Genomic DNA, 16,217 nt, shown 5'->3' on the forward strand with positions numbered 1-16,217 from the left:
CCAGGCCGATCAGCTGCTCCACCTCAAGAAGACCGGTGCCAAGGTCCACGTCATCGCCAACCAGAAGGGCGGCGTCGGCAAGACCACGACCACGGTGAACCTCGCGGCGTGCACCTTCGACGTCCTCGGCGAGAAGGACGAGTACGAGCACATCTTCATCGACACGCCGGGCACCCTGGCCGACGAGGAGATCCTGCGCAGTGCTCTGGAGATAGCGGATGACGTCCTGGTCCCGATGATCACCGAGCCGTTGTGCTTCGACCCGACGGCGCGGACGATCCAGAAGGTCATCGAGCCGATGGACATCCCCTTCCGGGTCGTCATCAACAACTGGGACCCCCGGGACGGCCGCGCCGACCTGGAGGACACCGAGGCGTACATCGCCGCGAAGGGGTGGCCGCGGGCCAAGACGGTCCTGAGGCGTTACAAGATCCACTCCCGGGCGGTGGCCGAGGGAACGGTCGTCACCCAGTACAAGGAGAGCGGCACCGCCTACCGGGCCCGCGAGGACTTCTTCCGGCTGTCCCTCGAACTCGGGTACGGGGGTCGCTGATGGCCGGCCGTCGTGTTTCCTTCGCCTCGATGGCGGCCGACCCGGTCGTCGACGCCCCCGGGGTGGTCAGCAACCAGGAGACTCCGGCCCCGTGGGTCCCCACGGGGCCGGACTCTCCGGCCCGGTGGGTCCCCACCGCCAACTGCCTCCCCAACCCGCGCAACCCGCGCGACGACCTGGGCGACCTGTCGGACCTGGCGAGCATCAAGGACCGCCAGCTGCAGAGCTGCCTCGCCGTCACCCCGGACGCGTACCTCCGGCTCTGGCCGGAGGACGAGGGCCTGCTCGGTGCGGGCCCTCAGGACGTGGTGATCGTCAACGGCAACCGGCGCCGGGCCGCTGCCGCGCTGTACGGGCGCGAGCAACTGCTCGTCGTCGTCGACGACTCGGTGGCGGACTCCAAGGCGACCCTGCTGCGCGCGGCGCTCGACGAGAACATGGCGCGCAAGGACTTCGACCCGATCGAGGAGGCCAACGCGGTCCTGCTCATCGTGGCGCAGTACGCCACCGCCAAGGAGGCCGCCGAGTCGGAGGGCTGGTCCCAGAGCTGGATCTCGCACCGCAAGAACCTGCTGAAGCTCCACCCCGAGCTACAGCGGCAGGTGCGGGCCAAGGCGCGGGGCGAGGAGGGCATCTCCATCAACGTCGCCCGCCGTCTGGGATCGGTCAAGGGCATCGAGGCGATGGCCCTGGCCGAGCAGACGGAGCAGCTGGAGCAGCTGCTCCAGGCCGACGCCGACGCCGTCGCGGCCAAGCGGGCGGCGAAGCTGGGGGCCCGAGCGGCGGCGGTTCAGGCCTCCGCTGACGGGGTGACTCCTCAGGCCGCGCCGCAGCGACCCGTCGCATCCGCGAGTGGGCCTGCGGAGAGCGCGACCACGGCTGCGTCCACGGCTGCGTCCACGGCCACCGTCACGCCGTCGCCGGTGGAACCGTCGCCGGTGGATCCGTCGCCGGTGGAACCGTCGGCTTCGGCTACCCGGTCGAAGCCCGCCAGTGCCGGCACGGGGGAGAGCACCGAGTCCGCTCCGAGCACCGAGCCCGCTCCGAGTGCGGAGTCCGCTCCGAGCGCCGAGCGATTTTCCGCGGAAAATTCCGAGCCTCTTCCGATGCCGGAACAGCGAGCCGAGGCCTCCCCGGCCGAGCAGCCGTCGGCCACGCCGTCCGCGGAGCTCGGCGATGTCGACTGGCATGACGTCGAGGAACTCGCCGACGCCATCTGCCGCACCCTCTCGGCCGACGAGGCCTACCGCCTCGCCGACGCCCTGGCCAACCGTCTGCTGACGACCAACAGCTGACGCGACCTCCGGTGCCCGCCCCGTCGTTCGCACGGGGCGGGCACCGGATCGGCATCCCTCGCCGGTGCGTGCGGGAGGGAGACGTGGACCTCCCCGGCCGTCCGAACGGCGTCGCTCATAGTCCGGCTTCGTACGTCCCGGGCGGCACGGGCGTCCCGTCGTACGGGAGATAGCACCTCATGCGGTACGACAGCAGGTGCTGTACGAGGTCGCTCGCCAGGAACGGCTTCGCCCACTCCCACTGGGTGCCACCGCGGCAGGCGGTGCAGGCGGCGTCCCGGTGGCTGCGGCACACCGTGCCGCGGGCAACGTGCTGGGTGCGCATCTTGAGTCGACCGGACAGCCAGATCTCCGTATGGGCCCTCGCCTTCTGCGGCTTGCAGCGCATCAGAACGCAAACCTCTTCGACGCTGAGCACCCGCAGGGCGACGCCCAGGCGGGCGTGCCGGCTGACCTGTGAGGTCGCCAGACCGGGCAGGAGTTGCTCGGTCAGGCTCGGCTCGAGCCGCTTGATGAGTTGGTAGCTCGCTCTCTTGCTGTCATCTCCCTGGGGGAGATCGTGGATCAGCCAGATGAGCGGGCTGTACACCACGCTGGTCGCTTTCCGGTTCGCCCGCAGGAGGCGCGCGGCGTCCTTGAAGTCCTGGCAGGACTTCTCGTCCTCAAGGTGCTCCAGGAGGTTGCGACGTGCCTCGGCGTACGTTCCGAACGGACGGTATCCGTAGTCGACGACCTTGATCTTCGTCTCGGGAGTCGTCACCAGCTTCGCTGCTATCCAGGCCCACTCCGTCAGCATGGGACCGACCATAACCCACGACGGTGCTCCCGGAGGAGGCCTCGTCGCGGACTCGGGTGGTGACGGAGAATGGTTTCGGCCGCCCGAAAGTTCGCATGGGGAAGGCGATTTGACGATGTGTCGGCTGATGCGTTCCGCCGTGGCGTGCGGTCAGGTCTGTTCGTTCCCGGTCCACGCGCGGAGTTTCCGGGTCGCGGACGGCCCAGATGCGGCTGACGCGGCCGCCGCTGGTCTCGAACACGGCCACGGTCACGGTGACGCCCACCGAGCTTCGAGGGCCCTGCGCCGTACCGTCAGCGATCCGTCCGCGGGCTCGGGCCAGGGCACCGCAGTGTCGGTGGTGTCTGATACGAAGGCCCTGTGACGGAGGACGAGATCATCAAGCGGCTCATCGAGCAGAATGCCGGAGGGCGTCCTTCGCCTGCGCTTCCGGAGGCTGTGTCCGGGCTCGAAGCAGCTGTGGGGCACCCCATGCCGCCTTTGCTCAGACGGATCTATCTCGAGGTCGCCGATGGCGGGTTCGGCCGCTGGGGCGGTGCCCTGTCCCTCACCGAGTACCGTGACGAACCGCCCGTACTGGAGGCGTACCTCGGGTGGCGCGAAGGCTATGGCGCGGACTGTCCGACACCGGTGGTACCGCTACTGCCCTGGGGCTGCGCTAACTGGTCGCTCCCGGCATGGCTGTATGGCTATTGCCTGAGGTGAATGATTGCTCGGGAGCAATGGTTCACCCTGAAATCGGCAGATCGGGTGGCGGCTCGTCGCACACGGTTTCTTGGGGGATTCTTGACCAGGAAATCGAAGCAGGCGGCTGCCGATTTGGACAATCCGGAAAAATCATCAAATTTTCACATTTAGCGCACTCGATGCTTGTGCATTGCGGAGGTGAGGATGACGATGGAGCGAGGGGGACTTCGAAAGAAGGTTGCTCATGTCATTCCTCGGACAGTTCCAGTCCTTCGGTCGGTTCCGTGACGACTGGGGCGGCGGTGGTCGCGGTGGCGACTACGGCGACTTCGGTGACGACCGTGGCGGCTACGGCGGCTACGACGACTTCCGTGACGACTTCGGCGGCGACCGTGGCGGCTACGGCGGCTACGGAGGCGACCGCGGCGGCTACGGAGGCGGCTACGGAGGCCGGTGGTAAGGATCGCTTCCCTGTGAGAGCGGGCCGGGCACGTGTGCCCGGCTTTGCCGTGTCGGCCGGGAGCGACCCCACGCGGGCCCGCGCCGGCCGTGCGTGTGGAGACCTTCCATTCCCGGAGCAGGGCCTCTTTGATCGGGAGTTCCTCTCAATCCGGAAGTGATCTGGGCTCGGGGACGAGCGAGAAGACCGTGAGATGACGAGGAAACACAGCCTTCGGTCGGCTCTGCGACGCTTGCTCACGGTCGCCGAGACCTCCGATGTGGTCGCCGCGGCACCGCCGGTCCCGCTCATGGCGATCTTCCGGCGCTTCTGGCCCTACACCAAGGGTGGCCGCCGGTGGCTGGTGGTGCTGCTGGCCCTGGTCGCGGTGGGCCCGGCGATCGAGGCGATGGAGATCTGGCTGTTCAAGATCGTCATCGACGACATGCTCATTCCGCACCGGCTGAACCTGTTCCTGCCGATCGCCCTCGCCTATGCGGGGCTGACCCTGCTCTCCGGAGTACTGGGCTTCGCCCGCCGGGTGATCTCCACCTGGGTCAGCGAACGCTTCCTGCTCATCCTGCGGTCGGACGTGTTCCGGCACATCCAGGGCCTGTCGCTGGGCTTCTTCGAGCGCCGGCGGCTCGGCGACGTGCTGTCCCGGGTGACCGGCGACGTGGACGCGGTCGAGACCTTCCTGCTCTCCGGCATCGTCAACGCGCTCGGCCAGGTGGCGCGGCTCGGCATCTACGTCGGCCTGCTGCTGGTGCTGCGCTGGGACCTGACCCTGGTCGCGCTGGTCGCCGCGCCGCTGTTCTTCCTCACCGCCCGCCGCTTCGCGAAGCTGATCCGGGCGGCCTCGCGCGAACGCCGCCGGCGCAGCGGCTCGATCAGCGCGGTCGCCGAGGAGTCGCTCGGCAACATCGCGCTCGTCCAGGCGTACAACCGCCAGGACTGGGAGCACGCCCGATTCCAGCGCGAGAGCATCGGCCGGTACCACGCGGCGATGGCCTCGACCAGGATCGGAGCGCTCTACGGGCCGACGGTCGACTTCGTCGAACTGCTCGGCGGCCTGGTGGTGATGGGCCTCGGGGCCTGGGAACTCGTGCACGGCCGGCTCACCTTCGGTGGCCTCATCGTCTTCCTCACCCTGCTGAGCAGGCTCTACGGCCCGATCCAGAGCATGTCCGGGCTCGGCAACACCTTCTACGCGGCCTCCGCCGCCGCCGAGCGGATCATCGAACTGCTCGACCAGCGTCCACAGGTGACCGATCCCGCCACCCCCCGGCCGCTCGGCCGCGCCCGGGGCGGGATCGAGTTCGACGACGTCACCTTCCGTTACCCGGACGTGGAGGCGCCCGCACTGTCGGAGGTGTCCTTCGAGGTGGCGCCGGGGGAGACGCTGGCCCTGGTCGGCGCCAGCGGCGCGGGCAAGTCCACCGTCGCCAAGCTGCTGTTGCGCTTCTACGACCCGGACGACGGCGCGGTGCGGCTCGACGGCCTCGACCTGCGCGACCTCGCCCTCACCGACCTGCGCGAGAACGTCGCGGTGGTGCTCCAGGAGACCCTGGTCTTCCACGGCACCGTCCGGGAGAACATCGCCTACGGGCGCCCCGAGGCGAGTGAGGCCGAGATCCTGGCGGCGGCCCGGGCGGCGGACGCCCACGAGTTCATCACCCGGCTCCCGGACGGCTACGACACCCTGGTCGGCCAGCGCGGTCGGCTGCTCTCCGGCGGCCAGCGTCAGCGCCTCGCGATCGCCCGCGCGATGGTCCGGGACGCCCCCGTCCTCATCCTCGACGAGCCCACCACGGCCCTGGACGCGGAGTCGAGCCAGCGGATCATGGGCCCGTTGCGCCTGCTCATGGCCGATCGCACGACGATCATCATTTCGCACAACCTGCTGACCGTCCGCGACGCCGACCAGATCGTCCTGCTCGACCAGGGCCGGATCGTCGCCCACGGCACCCACACCGAGCTCCTCCTCCGCAGCTCCGCCTACGCCGGCCTGCACCGGTTGTACCACCCGCCGGGCGAGTCCGTGGAGGCCGTCCCCTGAGGCGTGCCCGGGCGTACCGATCTCGGCCACGGCCCTGCGGGCCTGTTGGTAGATTCCTCGCGTGAGCGAGCAACTGCCCGGCGGTGGGATCGAGCTGTCGGCCGACGAGGTCGCGGCCCTCGACGACAGGTGGTCGTCGTGCTGGAGGCCGGACGAGGTCGCGCGGCGGTTGGCGGGGGTCGGCACGCCGTGGTGTGTGGCCGCGGGATGGGCGCTGGACCTCTTCCGGGGCGGGCAGGCGCGTGCGCACGGGGACATCGAGATCGCGATTCCGGCCGCGAGCTTTCCTGAGGTCCGCAGTCGCTTCCCCGGGTACGTCTTCGACGCGGCGGGCAGCGGCCGGATCTGGGAGGACGCCGCACCGGGGGTGCTGGCCGCCACCCATCAGACCTGGCTGCGCGATCCGGCCACCGGTGACTACTTGCTCGATGTGTTCCGCGAACCGCACGACGGCGACGTCTGGATCTGCCGGCGCGATGAGAGGATCCGCTTTCCCTACGGCGACATCATCCGCCACACGGCAGGTGGCATCCCGTACCTGGCGCCCGAGCTGGTCCTGCTGTTCAAGGCCAAGCACCTCCGCCGGAAGGACCAGGCGGACTTCGACACGACCGTTCCGCTGATGACCCCGGCCCAGCGCGGGACCCTGGCCGAACTGCTCGCCTGCGTACACCCGGGGCATCCCTGGCTCGCGGACCTGTAGCCCCCGCGCAGTCGTTGGCGCGAGGGCTTTCCGGGTCTGCGGGGAACGTCAGCGGACGACGTCGAAGACCTGCTTCTGCAGACCGTTGGGGTAGACCTCGTGCTCGACGAGCGTCAGCTTCTGGGTGTCCTTGTCCGTGGTGCTGAACAGGCGCTTGCCCGCGCCGAGCAGGAGCGGGAAGACGAGCAGGTGGTAGCGGTCGACCAGACCGGCGTCGGAGAGGGCCTGGTTCAGGGTCGCACTGCCGTGCACGATGATCGGGCCGCCCTCGGTCCGCTTCAGCGCGGCAACCTCGTCGAGTGAGCGCAGGATCGTGGTCTCGCCCCAGTTCGACACCAGGTCGTCCTCGGTGAGGGTGGTGGAGACGACGTACTTCGGCATCACCTTGTAGTCGGCGAAGTCCGCCATGTCGGGCCACACCTGGCTGAACGCCTCGTAGCTGACCCGCCCCAGCAGCATCGCGGTGGCCTCCTGCTGCTCCCGCCCCTTGATCTCGAAGGCCTCGGGAAGGAACTCGATGTCCTTGAAGGTCCAGCCGGAGTTCCGGTAGCCGGGCTCCCCGCCCGGGCCTTCCACAACGCCGTCGAGCGAGATGAAGGCGGTGCTGATCAGGGTACGCATCTCTGGTTCCTCGGTGTCTCGGATCTGGATTCTTCCGGGCTCGCCGACCTGGTCGGCATCGGACGCCCTGCTGTCGGCCGCCGATGTGATCAAGGTAGCCGTGCCGGCCGAACGAGGCCGCCAGCCGGGGCCGCTGTGCGTTGCCGTCAGCCCCTGGGGAATTCGCCGCCGTCCACGACGAGGTTGCTCCCCGTCAGCCAGCTCGCCCGGCCGGACAGGAGGAACAGCACCGCGTGGGCGATGTCGTCGGGTCGGCCGTCGCGTCCCAGCGGGGGAGTCGTGGTGTCCTGGCCCGGCCCCGTGTCCAGGCGCGCCCACTGCTCGCGCGTCGCTTCGCCGCCGGGGGTGGCGGTCCGGCCGGGAGACACGGTGTTGACCCGGATCCCGTGCGGGGCCAGCTCGGCGGCCAGCCCCCGGCTGTAGGCCTCCAGCGCCGCCTTCGCGGCCACGTAGTGCAGGAACGGCGGTGCCACGGTGGGGACGGCGGCCGAGGAGACGTGCACGATCGCCCCCGAACGCCGTTCCCGCATCCCCGGTGCCAGCAGCGCGTCCAACCGCACCGACGCCAGGAAGTTCAGGTCCAGCGCGTTCTGCCACTCCTCGTCGGGGATGGCCAGGGCGCCGTGGTGCGGCTGCGCCCCGCCCACGTTGTGGACCAGGATGTCCACCCCGCCGAGCACCTCCTGCGCGGCCGTGGCGAGCGCCTCCGCGCCGGCCCGCGTTCGCACGTCGGCCGCCACGAAGGCGGCCCCCTCCGGGACGGTGCCCGTCGCCGACCTGGCGGTCGTGAGTACCTTGGCGCCCGCGTCCAGGAGTTGGCGCACGATGGCTGCTCCGATTCCGCGAGAACCACCCGTGACCAGGGCCCGCTTGCCTGCGAGTTCCTGCGTGCCTGGTCCGTTTTCGGTCGTGGTCATTTCCTTGGTCCTCTCGATCGCGTGTTCGTCCGGGTGTTCGTCCCGGTGTTCGTCCGCTCGACGGAATGGGAATCGACCAGGCGCGCAGGGTGCGAATTCCTCAGGGAGCGCGAATACTTCAGGGAAATCGTGGTGGGTGCCTCGTCGAGCTGTTTCACGGTACGGCCGGAAAAGAGCGAGAGGCAAAGACGAAGTGTCAGCAGACGCTATAGGGAAGGCCTATGGCGTGCCGGTTCCGTCGTGCGCCGCCGACGGCCGCTGACCTGCGGCCTCGACGTCCTCGGCGACCACTCGTACGCCTCTGGCTGATGTTTCGTCAGATTCGGTGCACAGGACGAGAGTTGGGGAAGCGTGGGGCGGAGGGCGCAACGGCGGTACGTTCGTCAACTTTTACTTTCCCCCGCCCGCCCCCGCATAGTGACGGCCCGAACCCGAGAGGAGGCCCGTCGTGCCGTACAGCGATGACCGTGCCGAGTGCCAGGTGCAGGCGGAAAACGTGCAGGTGGGGGCCGTGTGCGCCGAGTACGACCGGCGCCTGGAGCAGACGCGCGTCGAACTGGCCCGTACCCTCGCCGCGCCCGCCGACGGCGCCGGGGCCGTGTACGAGCGGGACGTGGCGGCCGCGCGGTGGGCCGGGGAAGTACGCCGCCTGGAAGGCGCCGGCCACGGGCTGGTGTTCGGCCGTCTCGACACCGCCGACGGCACCACGCTGCGGATCGGGCGCCTGGGCCTGCACACCGAGGCGGACGAACTGCCGCTGCTGGTGGACTGGCGGGCCGAGGCCGCCAGGCCCTTCTACGAGGCCACGCCCGTCCACCCGATGGGCCTGCGACGCCGGCGCCACCTGCGTCTGGACGGCCGCACCGTCGCCGCCGTCAGCGACGAACTGCTGGACGGCTCCGACCCCACCCGTGAGGACGTGATCGGCGACGGCCCGCTGCTGGAGGCCCTGTCGGCCCGGCGCACCGGACGCATGGGCGCCGCGGTCGCCACCCTCCAGGCCGAGCAGGACGCGATCGTCCGCTCCCGCCACCGGGGGGTGACGGTCGTACAGGGCGGCCCCGGCACCGGCAAGACGGTGGTGGCCCTGCACCGCGCCGCCTACGTGCTGTACGCCTTCCCGCGCGCCGCCGAACGCGGTGTCCTCGTCCTGGGCCCCAACACCCGCTTCCTGGACTACATCTGTCAGGTGCTGCCCTCGCTCGGCGAGAACGACGTCGCCCTGGCGACCTGCGCCGACCTCGCCCCCGCCACCCCCGGCCCGGCGGCGCCCGAGGAGCCGCAGACCGCCCGCCTCAAGGGCGACCCCGCCCTCGCCGACGCCCTGGCCGCCGTGGTCCGCGCCCACCAGGCCTCGGCGGAGGACGGCCTGGCCATACGGGTCGGCCAGGAGGAGGTGCACCTGCCGCAGTCCGACCTCGCCGCCGCCGCCCGCGCAGCCACCGCCGACGGCCTCGCCCACAACCGTGCCCGCGACCTGTTCAAGGACCTGCTGGCCGACGCCCTCACCCGCGCCCTCGAACGCGACACCGCCGACACCCTCGACCAGCTCGACGCCGAGGTCGCCCAGCTCACCGGCCTCAACCTCGACCGCGTCGCCGCCGCCGATCTGCGCCGGCTCGGTCTCGACGGCTCACGTGCCCACGACGCCGCGGGTACCGGCGACGCCCCGGGTATCGGCGGCACCGTGGGTACCGGCGACACCGCGGGTACCGACGGCACCTTCGACGCCGAGGCCGTCCGCGCGGCCCTGCTGGACGACCCGCACCTCGACCGCGTCCTCGACACCCACTGGCCCGCCCTCACCCCGCACGACGCCGTCCGCGCCCTGCTCACCGACCCCGCAGCCCTCACCGCCCACCTGCCCCACCTCTCCGACGACCAGCGCGCCCGCCTGCTGCGCGCCCCCGACGCCCCGTGGACCGACGCCGACCTGCCGCTGCTGGACGAGGCCGCCGCCCTGCTCGACGGCCCCCCGCAGCGCAGTTGGGGCCACGTCGTCGTCGACGAGGCCCAGGAACTCACCGCGATGCAGTGGCGCGCCGTGCTGCGCCGCTGCCCCACCCGATCGATGACCGTCGTCGGCGACTTCGCCCAGGCCGGCCCCGCCGCCCAGGCCCGCGACTGGCACGAGGCCCTCCACCCGCACACCGGGAGCCGCTTCGACCTGCACACCCTGACCGTCAGCTACCGCACCACGCAGGAGATCCTCGCCGCCACCACCGACCTGCTCGCCCGCATCGCCCCCGGCCAGGCCCGCGCCCGCGCCATCCGCCACGGCGAACCCCCGCGCACCCTCACCGCCCCGGCCCACGGCCTCGCCGCCGCCGTCCTGGCCGAACTGCGCGCCCAGACGGCCGCCCACCCCGGCGACCTCCTCGCCGTGGTCTGCGCGGACGCCCGCCTGCCGGAGCTGGAGGCCGCCGGCCTGCCCGGACACGTCCGCCTCGTCCCCGCCTCCGAGGCGCGCGGCCTGGAGTTCGACGCCGTCCTCGTCGTCGACCCCGACCAGATCACCGCCGCCCGCCCGGCCGGCGAACGCGACCTGTACGTCGCCCTCACCCGTGCCACCCGCCGCCTGTGCGTGATCAGGACCGCGCGGTAGGCCGGGCGGCGCCGGGCCCGGCCCGGTAGACGGCGAGGTGCCGGCCGGGGGCGCGGTGTACCCGGGCACCATCGCCTACCCCGCTCCGGCGCAAGCCTCCGCCTCCGCCAGGTACCGCGCCACCGGGCCCAGCGTCAGCATTCCACTGGCGGCGCCGGCATGCTCCGCACGGGCACCGCGCAGGGAAGCCCCGGCGCGTGCGGCGATACCGGGCTCGCCGAGGCGAACGGCGGCGCGGGCGGTCAGGCACCACATGGCCTCCTGCATGTGGTCGCGCGCCGGCTCGGGCACCGCGGCGAGCGCGGTACGGGCCTCCTCGACCCGGTCCTGGGCGAGCAGCACGAGGGGGCGCGCCCAAGCCCGGTACGGGCCCCAGTCGAGGTGCGGGTCGGTGGGCGCGGGCCGGTCGTGCAGCAGGCGCAGTCCGAGGAGGGCGAGCGCGAACAGGCCGCGGTGCAGCCCCGGCATTCCGGCCCGCTGGAGGGCGTTCTCGGCGGCCCGGTAGTGCGCTGCGGCCGTGGCGGCGGTCGGCCCGCCGGGTTCGGTGCTGCGGGCGGCCGTGGCCCGGGCCCGGAACCACCCGGTGAGGACGGGGACGAGGGGCGCCTCGGTGGTGGTGGCGAGTCGGTTGGCAGCTTCGGCGTGCGAGGCCGCGGCGTCGAGGTCTCCGAGGGCCGAGGCGGACTGGAGGCGGACGAGTCGGCCGAGTACGCCGAAGTTCGGCAGCTCGTGCCGGGCGGCCAGGTCGAGGATCTCGGCGCCGATCCCGTCCCGTACCGCCGCGAGCCCGGGGCGGGTGAAGGACTGCAGGAACACCCCGTTGAGGGCGAAGACCAGCAGGGCGGGATCGGCCAGGCCCCGCGCCAGCGCCTCCGCCTGTTGTGCCGCCTGCTGGGCGCGGCCCAACTCGGCCGCGGACAGGTGGGCGCTGCGGCTCTCGACGGCGACCGTGGCCAGGAGGCGGGCCGACAAGTCGGCGGGGCCGTCGGGGCCGAGCGCGGTGAGCGTGCGTTCGGCAGCCGCGACGACCGCGCGGGACTGCTCGGGGTCGTCGGCCCGGCTCCAGACGGCGGGCACGTCGTAGGCGCCGATGATCCGGGCGGTCAGGAGGAGGTCTCCCGTGCGTTCCGCGGCCTGAACGGCGGCGAGGCGGTCGCGTCGCGAGTGGACGAGCGCGTCGCCACCCGCCAGTGCGAGGGTGCGGGCCAGATCCACGGTGGTGCGCGGGCCGAGTCGGACGCCGGGGCCGCTCCACCCGGTACGGGCGCCTTCGAAGGACGCGGCCCCGTTGAGGATGTCCGTCTCCAGACGCCGGAGTTCGGCGCCAGGGTCGAGTCCGAGTTGATCGACGAGCATCGCGCGGGCTCGGCGGAGGGTGGCCAGCGCGTCGGCCTGGCGGCCCGCGCGGTACAGCGCGCGGGCCAGCAGCCCCCAGGCCGGCTCGCGCCACGGCTGTTCGGCGACGTGGGCGCCCAGTTCGGCGACGAGACCGGCCCCTTCACCGGAGTCGAGGAGGAGGCGGGCGCGCAGTTCCACCCCCTCCAGCCGCAATTCCTCCAGCCGGGTCCGCTCGCGCTGCGCCCATGCGGCGCCGGTCACATCGGCGTACGCGGGTCCGCGCCAGTCCTTGAGCGCCGCGCTGAGGTCGGCCAGCGTGTCGGGGGCGGTAGCTGTGTCGGGGTGGGCCACCGTGTCGGGGTGGGCCACCGTGTCGAGACCGGGCATCGCGTCGGGGCCGGTCACCGTGTCAGGGCGACGCCGGGCTCGGGCCAGGGTGTCCTGGAACCGGTGGACGTCCACGTCCTCGCGCGGCAGGCGCAACGCGTAGCCGGGCCCTTCGGTGATGATGACGCGCGGCGGATCGCGCGGCGGCCGGTCGGGTTCGAGGGCACGGCGCAGCGCGGCGACGAACGTACGCAGAGCGCCCACGGCGCGGGCCGGTGGATCGGTCCACAGGTCGTCGACGAGGGTGTCGGTGGTGACCATCCGCCCCTCGGCGGCGACGAGCCGGGCGAGCACCTCACGATGGCGGGGGCCGCCCAGGTCGATCGGGCTGCCGTCGTCGCGGAGGGCCCGCACGGCACCGAGCACGTCGATTCGCATGCCCCTATCCTCCGTGTCGGGGGTCGGCTGCGCTTGACCGAACTGATCGGCTGCTGATCGGTCTGTAGCGACCGGTCCGTAGTGACCGGCACGTACTGGCGGCCGGTACTGGCGGCCGGTACTGGCGGCCGGTACTGATCCGTTGCTGATCGCCGTCGCCCAGGCTGGTCCGGTCAGCCCCCGACCGACAAGGACGGCCCTTCATGACGCTCACCATTCCCGGCTTCGATCACGTCCGCCTGCCCGGCGCGGACGGGGTGGAGCTGGCTGCCGCCGTCGGCGGCAGCGGCAGCCCGGTCGTGCTGTTGCACGGTTTCCCCCAGACCCACCTGATGTGGCGGCACGTTGCCGAGCGGCTCGCCGACGAACACACGGTGATCTGCCCTGACCTGCGGGGCTACGGCGCCAGCGACAAGCCGGCGGCCACCGACCCCGAGGTGTACGCCAAGCGCACCATGGCCGCCGACGTCGTGAACTTGGCGGCCGCCCTCGGCCACGAGCGCTTCGCCCTCGTCGGCCACGACCGGGGCGCCCTGGTCGCCTTCCGGGCGGGGCTGGACCACCCTGAGACCGTCACGCACCTGGGCATCCTCGACGTCGTGCCGACCCTCGACATGTGGAACGTCCTGCACGGCGTCCCGGCGGCGGTCGGCTACCACCTCTTCCTGATGGCGCAGCCGCCGGGCCTGCCGGAGGCGATGATCGCCAACAGCGCGGACGCGTTCTTCGGCTCGTTCCTCGACTCCTGGGCCAATGACGCGACCGCCGTTCCCGAGGATGTCCGTGCCGAGTACCTGCGGGCGAGCGCGGCGGCGGTGACGTCGATCGTCGCGGACTACCGGGCCTCGGCGGGCATCGACGTCACGCACGACCGAGCGGACCTGGACGCGGGGTCGCAGCTGGCCATGCCCGTGACGGTCGTCCAGCAGGACTGGGGCGCGCAGCTGGGCTACGACGCGGCCGCGGTGTGGAAGGCGTGGGCGCCGGACCTCGACCACCGGCTGACCCGAGCGGGGCACTTCATGGCCGAGGAGGCGCCCGACGAGATCGCGGAGGCGATCCGGGAGCTGCTGGCGCGTTGAACCTCCCGTTCCCCGGCTCGCCGATTGGCCGACTGACTGACTGACCGACCGACTGACTGACCGACTGACTGACCGACTGACTGACCGACCGACCGACCGGGCCACGGTCGGTCGGCGAGTTGGGTTTTCGGTGGTCGGGTTCCTCTTCCGGCGCCGGGTACTGCCCGGGTCGGTGTCAGTTGTGGGTGCCGTCCGCCGGTTGGTCGTCGGCGAGCTCGGCGGAGTAGCGGGCGGCGGCCTCCGCCAGCATGCGGGTCATCCGGTCCGGTTTGTCGCCGAGGCGGGCGGCGACGGCGCGGCGGGCGTCTTCGAGGTTGCCGCCGAGGTTGCCCCCGAGGCCGCCGCCGAGCAGTTCGCGGATGATCACCAGGGAGTCGTCCGGGGCCATGTACCGCCGGGACATCCGTTGCTGGACCTCGTCCATGCCCTCGCGCGCCAGCACCTCCCGCAGTTCCTCGATCAGCGGGGCCAGCCACTGGGCGCGCAGTGCGTACTCGCCGTGGTCGGCGAAGGTCGCGTGGAGCCCGGCGAGCAGCTGCGCAGGGTACTCCTCCAGGGGTCCGGCGAACTGCGGGTAGTCCTTGGCGAATTCGTCCCAGTCGACGTAGAGTCCGGCGATCTGCTCCGGGAGGAGCGGGCAGCGCGACCAGGTCTCGTCGGACTGGGTGAAGACCTGCCGCAGCAGGTCGTAGGGCACCTCGTCGGTGCGCGAGAGCAGGATCGCGTCGTAGAGGTCCTTGCCCTGGGGGTGGTTGTCCGAGGCCAGCCAGAGGATCTTCCACGCGAGGGAGAGCTGTGGCGTGGCGGCGAACAACCGGCCCGTGACGCCGGGGAGCTGGTAGGACTCCGGTGGGACGGGCAGGTGTTCGGTGAAGACGAAGTCCAACTGGACGGTCCCACCCGGGACGCCGGGTGCCGACCACGGCAGGACGAGCCGACGCCCGGGAATCCTGCTGTACGTCCAGATCTCGTCGCTGACCGCCTGGTCCGCGTGCAGCCGCACCGCGCCCGAGAGCCGTTCTGCGTCGGCGGCGAGCTCCTCGAACATGCGGTCCGTGCGCTCGTCCTCCAGCTGCCAGTCCGTCGGGCGGACCACGAAGTCAAGGTCTCCCGGCTCCCGCGCCTGCTCGCCGTACCAGGCCCGCAGCAGGACGCTCCCGCGCAGGACCAGGTGCTCGGCCCACTGCGAGCCGGCGACGGCGGACAGCACGGTGTTGAGCGCCTCGCGCCGCGCGGCGAGCCACGGTTGGGCGAGCTGAGGGTCGGTGAAGGCGGGTTCACTGGGCCGCAGGGCCCGGGTGTACCCGGCGAGGGCGGGGTCGAAGACCGGCTGCTGGCTCACCGCCTCGCCGTCGATCGGCCGGACGCTCCTGGGCAGGCCCCGGTCCTCGCGGACGTCCTCCGGCGGTGGCTGCCGGGGAAGCAGGACGCCCTGCCACGGCCCGTATGTCAGTTCCTCCCAGGCCACTGGTGACTGGGGCTGGTCCTCGGTCATCGCGGGTCTCCCTCTCCGTACGGTCCGGCACGGTGCTCGTGCTCGTGCCTCTGTTCGTGTTCGCGTTCGTGCTTCTGCTCGTGCTCGCTGATCCATCCCTCGTCCAGGGCCTCGGCGCTGTCCACGGCGACGAACTCGCGCTCCACCGACACCACCTCGCGACCGCCGGCGGCAAGGCCCCGGAGCAGCGCCTCCAGCCGACGGCCCGCGGTGCTCAGGCCGACCAGGCGGCACCGCTGGGTCACGAACCACTCGCGCCGGCCGTCGTCGCGTATCCGGCGCGGGTTGTGCGACAGGTGCGCACCGTGGCGGACGGCCAACTCGGCGAGGTCCGCGAGGCGGGCGGGGTCGGCGAGGCCGGCCGTGGGAAGCGGGCCCGGAAGCAGCAGCTTGACGTGGTGCTCGAAGTACCGGCGCGCCCCGTGCGGCACGGCGTCCTCGTCCGAGACCGGAACGCCCTCCGCCCACGGCGTGGCCTCGATCTTCGTCCGCAGGACCGTGAACCCGGCCCGAACCAGCCGGCCCGTGGTGCGGGACGTCGCCGCAGCGACCTCGTCCAACGAGCCGTTGGCGCGCAGGGTGAGCATCGGCTGCGAGGGCGCCGCACCGCGCGCCAGCAGGATGTGGGTGAACTTCAGGCCATGACCGTCGGCCCACCCGGCCAGCGCCTCGGCGGCGCCGGGCTCCACGGTCAGGTGCACCTCGAAGTCACCCCGGAGGTCGGGAGGACCGGACCGGTCGTCGCGGTGTTGGTCAGGGCGGATGGCGAGCATGGGAGCATCCTGCCAAGCCCCTATGACAACGCCCCGCGCGCCCGGGTGCGCAGCGAGCCTTCGCCGGACCGGTCGCGGTCCTGTCGTCA

13 protein-coding genes and 1 pseudogene are annotated in these 16,217 nt (G+C 71.9%); 8 read left to right on the forward strand and 6 right to left on the reverse strand.

Annotation, left to right across the window (positions count from 1 at the left end):
* Positions 1-40: 40 nt before the first annotated feature.
* Positions 41-553: pseudogene (locus tag AC07BF_RS04815) on the forward strand (ParA family protein); the annotation flags it as partial.
* Positions 553-1,848, forward strand: coding sequence for a ParB/RepB/Spo0J family partition protein (locus AC07BF_RS04820; RefSeq protein ID WP_478332939.1), 1,296 nt, complete (start codon positions 553-555; stop codon positions 1,846-1,848). The pseudogene AC07BF_RS04815 and the gene AC07BF_RS04820, both read left to right, overlap by 1 nt.
* A 115-nt stretch (positions 1,849-1,963) precedes the next feature.
* Here the strand turns inward: AC07BF_RS04820 and AC07BF_RS04825 are convergent, their stop codons facing one another.
* On the reverse strand, positions 1,964-2,644 hold the full coding sequence (locus AC07BF_RS04825) for a hypothetical protein (RefSeq protein WP_363584281.1): 681 nt from the start codon (positions 2,642-2,644) through the stop codon (positions 1,964-1,966).
* 360 nt (positions 2,645-3,004) lie between these two features.
* Between AC07BF_RS04825 and AC07BF_RS04830 the strand changes: the two genes are divergently transcribed.
* The 4 genes from AC07BF_RS04830 to AC07BF_RS04845 all read left to right on the forward strand — a co-directional run bounded on the left by AC07BF_RS04830 (position 3,005) and on the right by AC07BF_RS04845 (position 6,532).
* On the forward strand, positions 3,005-3,349 hold the full coding sequence (locus tag AC07BF_RS04830; RefSeq protein ID WP_478332940.1) for a hypothetical protein: 345 nt from the start codon (positions 3,005-3,007) through the stop codon (positions 3,347-3,349).
* A gap of 226 nt (positions 3,350-3,575) precedes the next feature.
* Entirely contained in the window at positions 3,576-3,791 is a 216-nt protein-coding gene (locus AC07BF_RS04835) for a hypothetical protein (protein WP_363627695.1), read from the forward strand.
* A gap of 193 nt (positions 3,792-3,984) precedes the next feature.
* A complete protein-coding gene (locus AC07BF_RS04840; RefSeq protein ID WP_478332941.1) occupies positions 3,985-5,829 on the forward strand; it encodes an ABC transporter ATP-binding protein in 1,845 nt (614 codons plus the stop codon).
* A 61-nt stretch (positions 5,830-5,890) separates the two neighbouring features.
* Positions 5,891-6,532 (forward strand): nucleotidyltransferase domain-containing protein, encoded by a 642-nt coding sequence (locus AC07BF_RS04845; protein ID WP_478332942.1) that lies wholly within the window; start codon positions 5,891-5,893, stop codon positions 6,530-6,532.
* Between the two features lie 48 nt (positions 6,533-6,580).
* On the opposite strand, the gene AC07BF_RS04850 is transcribed toward AC07BF_RS04845, so the two are convergent.
* Together AC07BF_RS04850 and AC07BF_RS04855 are read right to left on the reverse strand one after the other, a co-directional pair.
* Positions 6,581-7,153: a dihydrofolate reductase family protein gene (locus tag AC07BF_RS04850; RefSeq protein WP_478332943.1), complete on the reverse strand. Its 573-nt coding sequence runs from the start codon at positions 7,151-7,153 to the stop codon at positions 6,581-6,583.
* Between the two features lie 146 nt (positions 7,154-7,299).
* Entirely contained in the window at positions 7,300-8,070 is a 771-nt protein-coding gene (locus AC07BF_RS04855; RefSeq protein ID WP_478332944.1) for an oxidoreductase, read from the reverse strand.
* Between the two features lie 448 nt (positions 8,071-8,518).
* On the opposite strand from AC07BF_RS04855, the gene AC07BF_RS04860 reads away from it, so the two are divergent.
* Positions 8,519-10,675, forward strand: a complete 2,157-nt coding sequence (locus AC07BF_RS04860) for a HelD family protein (RefSeq protein WP_478332945.1) — start codon at positions 8,519-8,521, stop codon at positions 10,673-10,675.
* A gap of 75 nt (positions 10,676-10,750) precedes the next feature.
* Here AC07BF_RS04860 and AC07BF_RS04865 read toward each other — a convergent pair whose 3' ends face one another.
* A complete protein-coding gene (locus tag AC07BF_RS04865; RefSeq protein WP_478332946.1) occupies positions 10,751-12,778 on the reverse strand; it encodes a BTAD domain-containing putative transcriptional regulator in 2,028 nt (675 codons plus the stop codon).
* Positions 12,779-12,981: 203 nt separating this feature from the next.
* Here AC07BF_RS04865 and AC07BF_RS04870 point away from each other — a divergent pair, with 203 nt between their 5' ends.
* Entirely contained in the window at positions 12,982-13,860 is an 879-nt protein-coding gene (locus tag AC07BF_RS04870; RefSeq protein WP_363584298.1) for an alpha/beta fold hydrolase, read from the forward strand.
* 175 nt (positions 13,861-14,035) lie between these two features.
* Here the strand turns inward: AC07BF_RS04870 and AC07BF_RS04875 are convergent, their stop codons facing one another.
* Together AC07BF_RS04875 and AC07BF_RS04880 are read right to left on the reverse strand one after the other, a co-directional pair.
* Positions 14,036-15,355 carry a nucleotidyl transferase AbiEii/AbiGii toxin family protein gene (locus AC07BF_RS04875; RefSeq protein WP_478332947.1) on the reverse strand — a complete coding sequence of 440 codons (1,320 nt, stop codon included), beginning with the start codon at positions 15,353-15,355 and terminating at the stop codon, positions 14,036-14,038.
* Positions 15,352-16,128: a hypothetical protein gene (locus AC07BF_RS04880; RefSeq protein WP_478332948.1), complete on the reverse strand. Its 777-nt coding sequence runs from the start codon at positions 16,126-16,128 to the stop codon at positions 15,352-15,354. The genes AC07BF_RS04875 and AC07BF_RS04880 overlap by 4 nt, the downstream gene beginning before the upstream one ends.
* Positions 16,129-16,217: the final 89 nt, after the last annotated feature.

It is taken from the genome of Kitasatospora sp. NPDC043950 (assembly GCF_056435345.1).

What these genes read in the sequence shown, in the direction of transcription:
- AC07BF_RS04820 (WP_478332939.1), top strand. Translation starts at nt 553, where the DNA reads ATGGCCGGCCGTCGTGTTTCCTTCGCCTCGATGGCGGCCGACCCGGTC.
- AC07BF_RS04825 (WP_363584281.1), bottom strand. Translation starts at nt 2,644, where the DNA reads ATGCTGACGGAGTGGGCCTGGATAGCAGCGAAGCTGGTGACGACTCCC.
- AC07BF_RS04835 (WP_363627695.1), top strand. Translation starts at nt 3,576, where the DNA reads ATGTCATTCCTCGGACAGTTCCAGTCCTTCGGTCGGTTCCGTGACGAC.
- AC07BF_RS04840 (WP_478332941.1), top strand. Translation starts at nt 3,985, where the DNA reads ATGACGAGGAAACACAGCCTTCGGTCGGCTCTGCGACGCTTGCTCACG.
- AC07BF_RS04850 (WP_478332943.1), bottom strand. Translation starts at nt 7,153, where the DNA reads ATGCGTACCCTGATCAGCACCGCCTTCATCTCGCTCGACGGCGTTGTG.
- AC07BF_RS04855 (WP_478332944.1), bottom strand. Translation starts at nt 8,070, where the DNA reads ATGACCACGACCGAAAACGGACCAGGCACGCAGGAACTCGCAGGCAAG.
- AC07BF_RS04865 (WP_478332946.1), bottom strand. Translation starts at nt 12,778, where the DNA reads ATGCGAATCGACGTGCTCGGTGCCGTGCGGGCCCTCCGCGACGACGGC.
- AC07BF_RS04870 (WP_363584298.1), top strand. Translation starts at nt 12,982, where the DNA reads ATGACGCTCACCATTCCCGGCTTCGATCACGTCCGCCTGCCCGGCGCG.
- AC07BF_RS04875 (WP_478332947.1), bottom strand. Translation starts at nt 15,355, where the DNA reads ATGACCGAGGACCAGCCCCAGTCACCAGTGGCCTGGGAGGAACTGACA.
- AC07BF_RS04880 (WP_478332948.1), bottom strand. Translation starts at nt 16,128, where the DNA reads ATGCTCGCCATCCGCCCTGACCAACACCGCGACGACCGGTCCGGTCCT.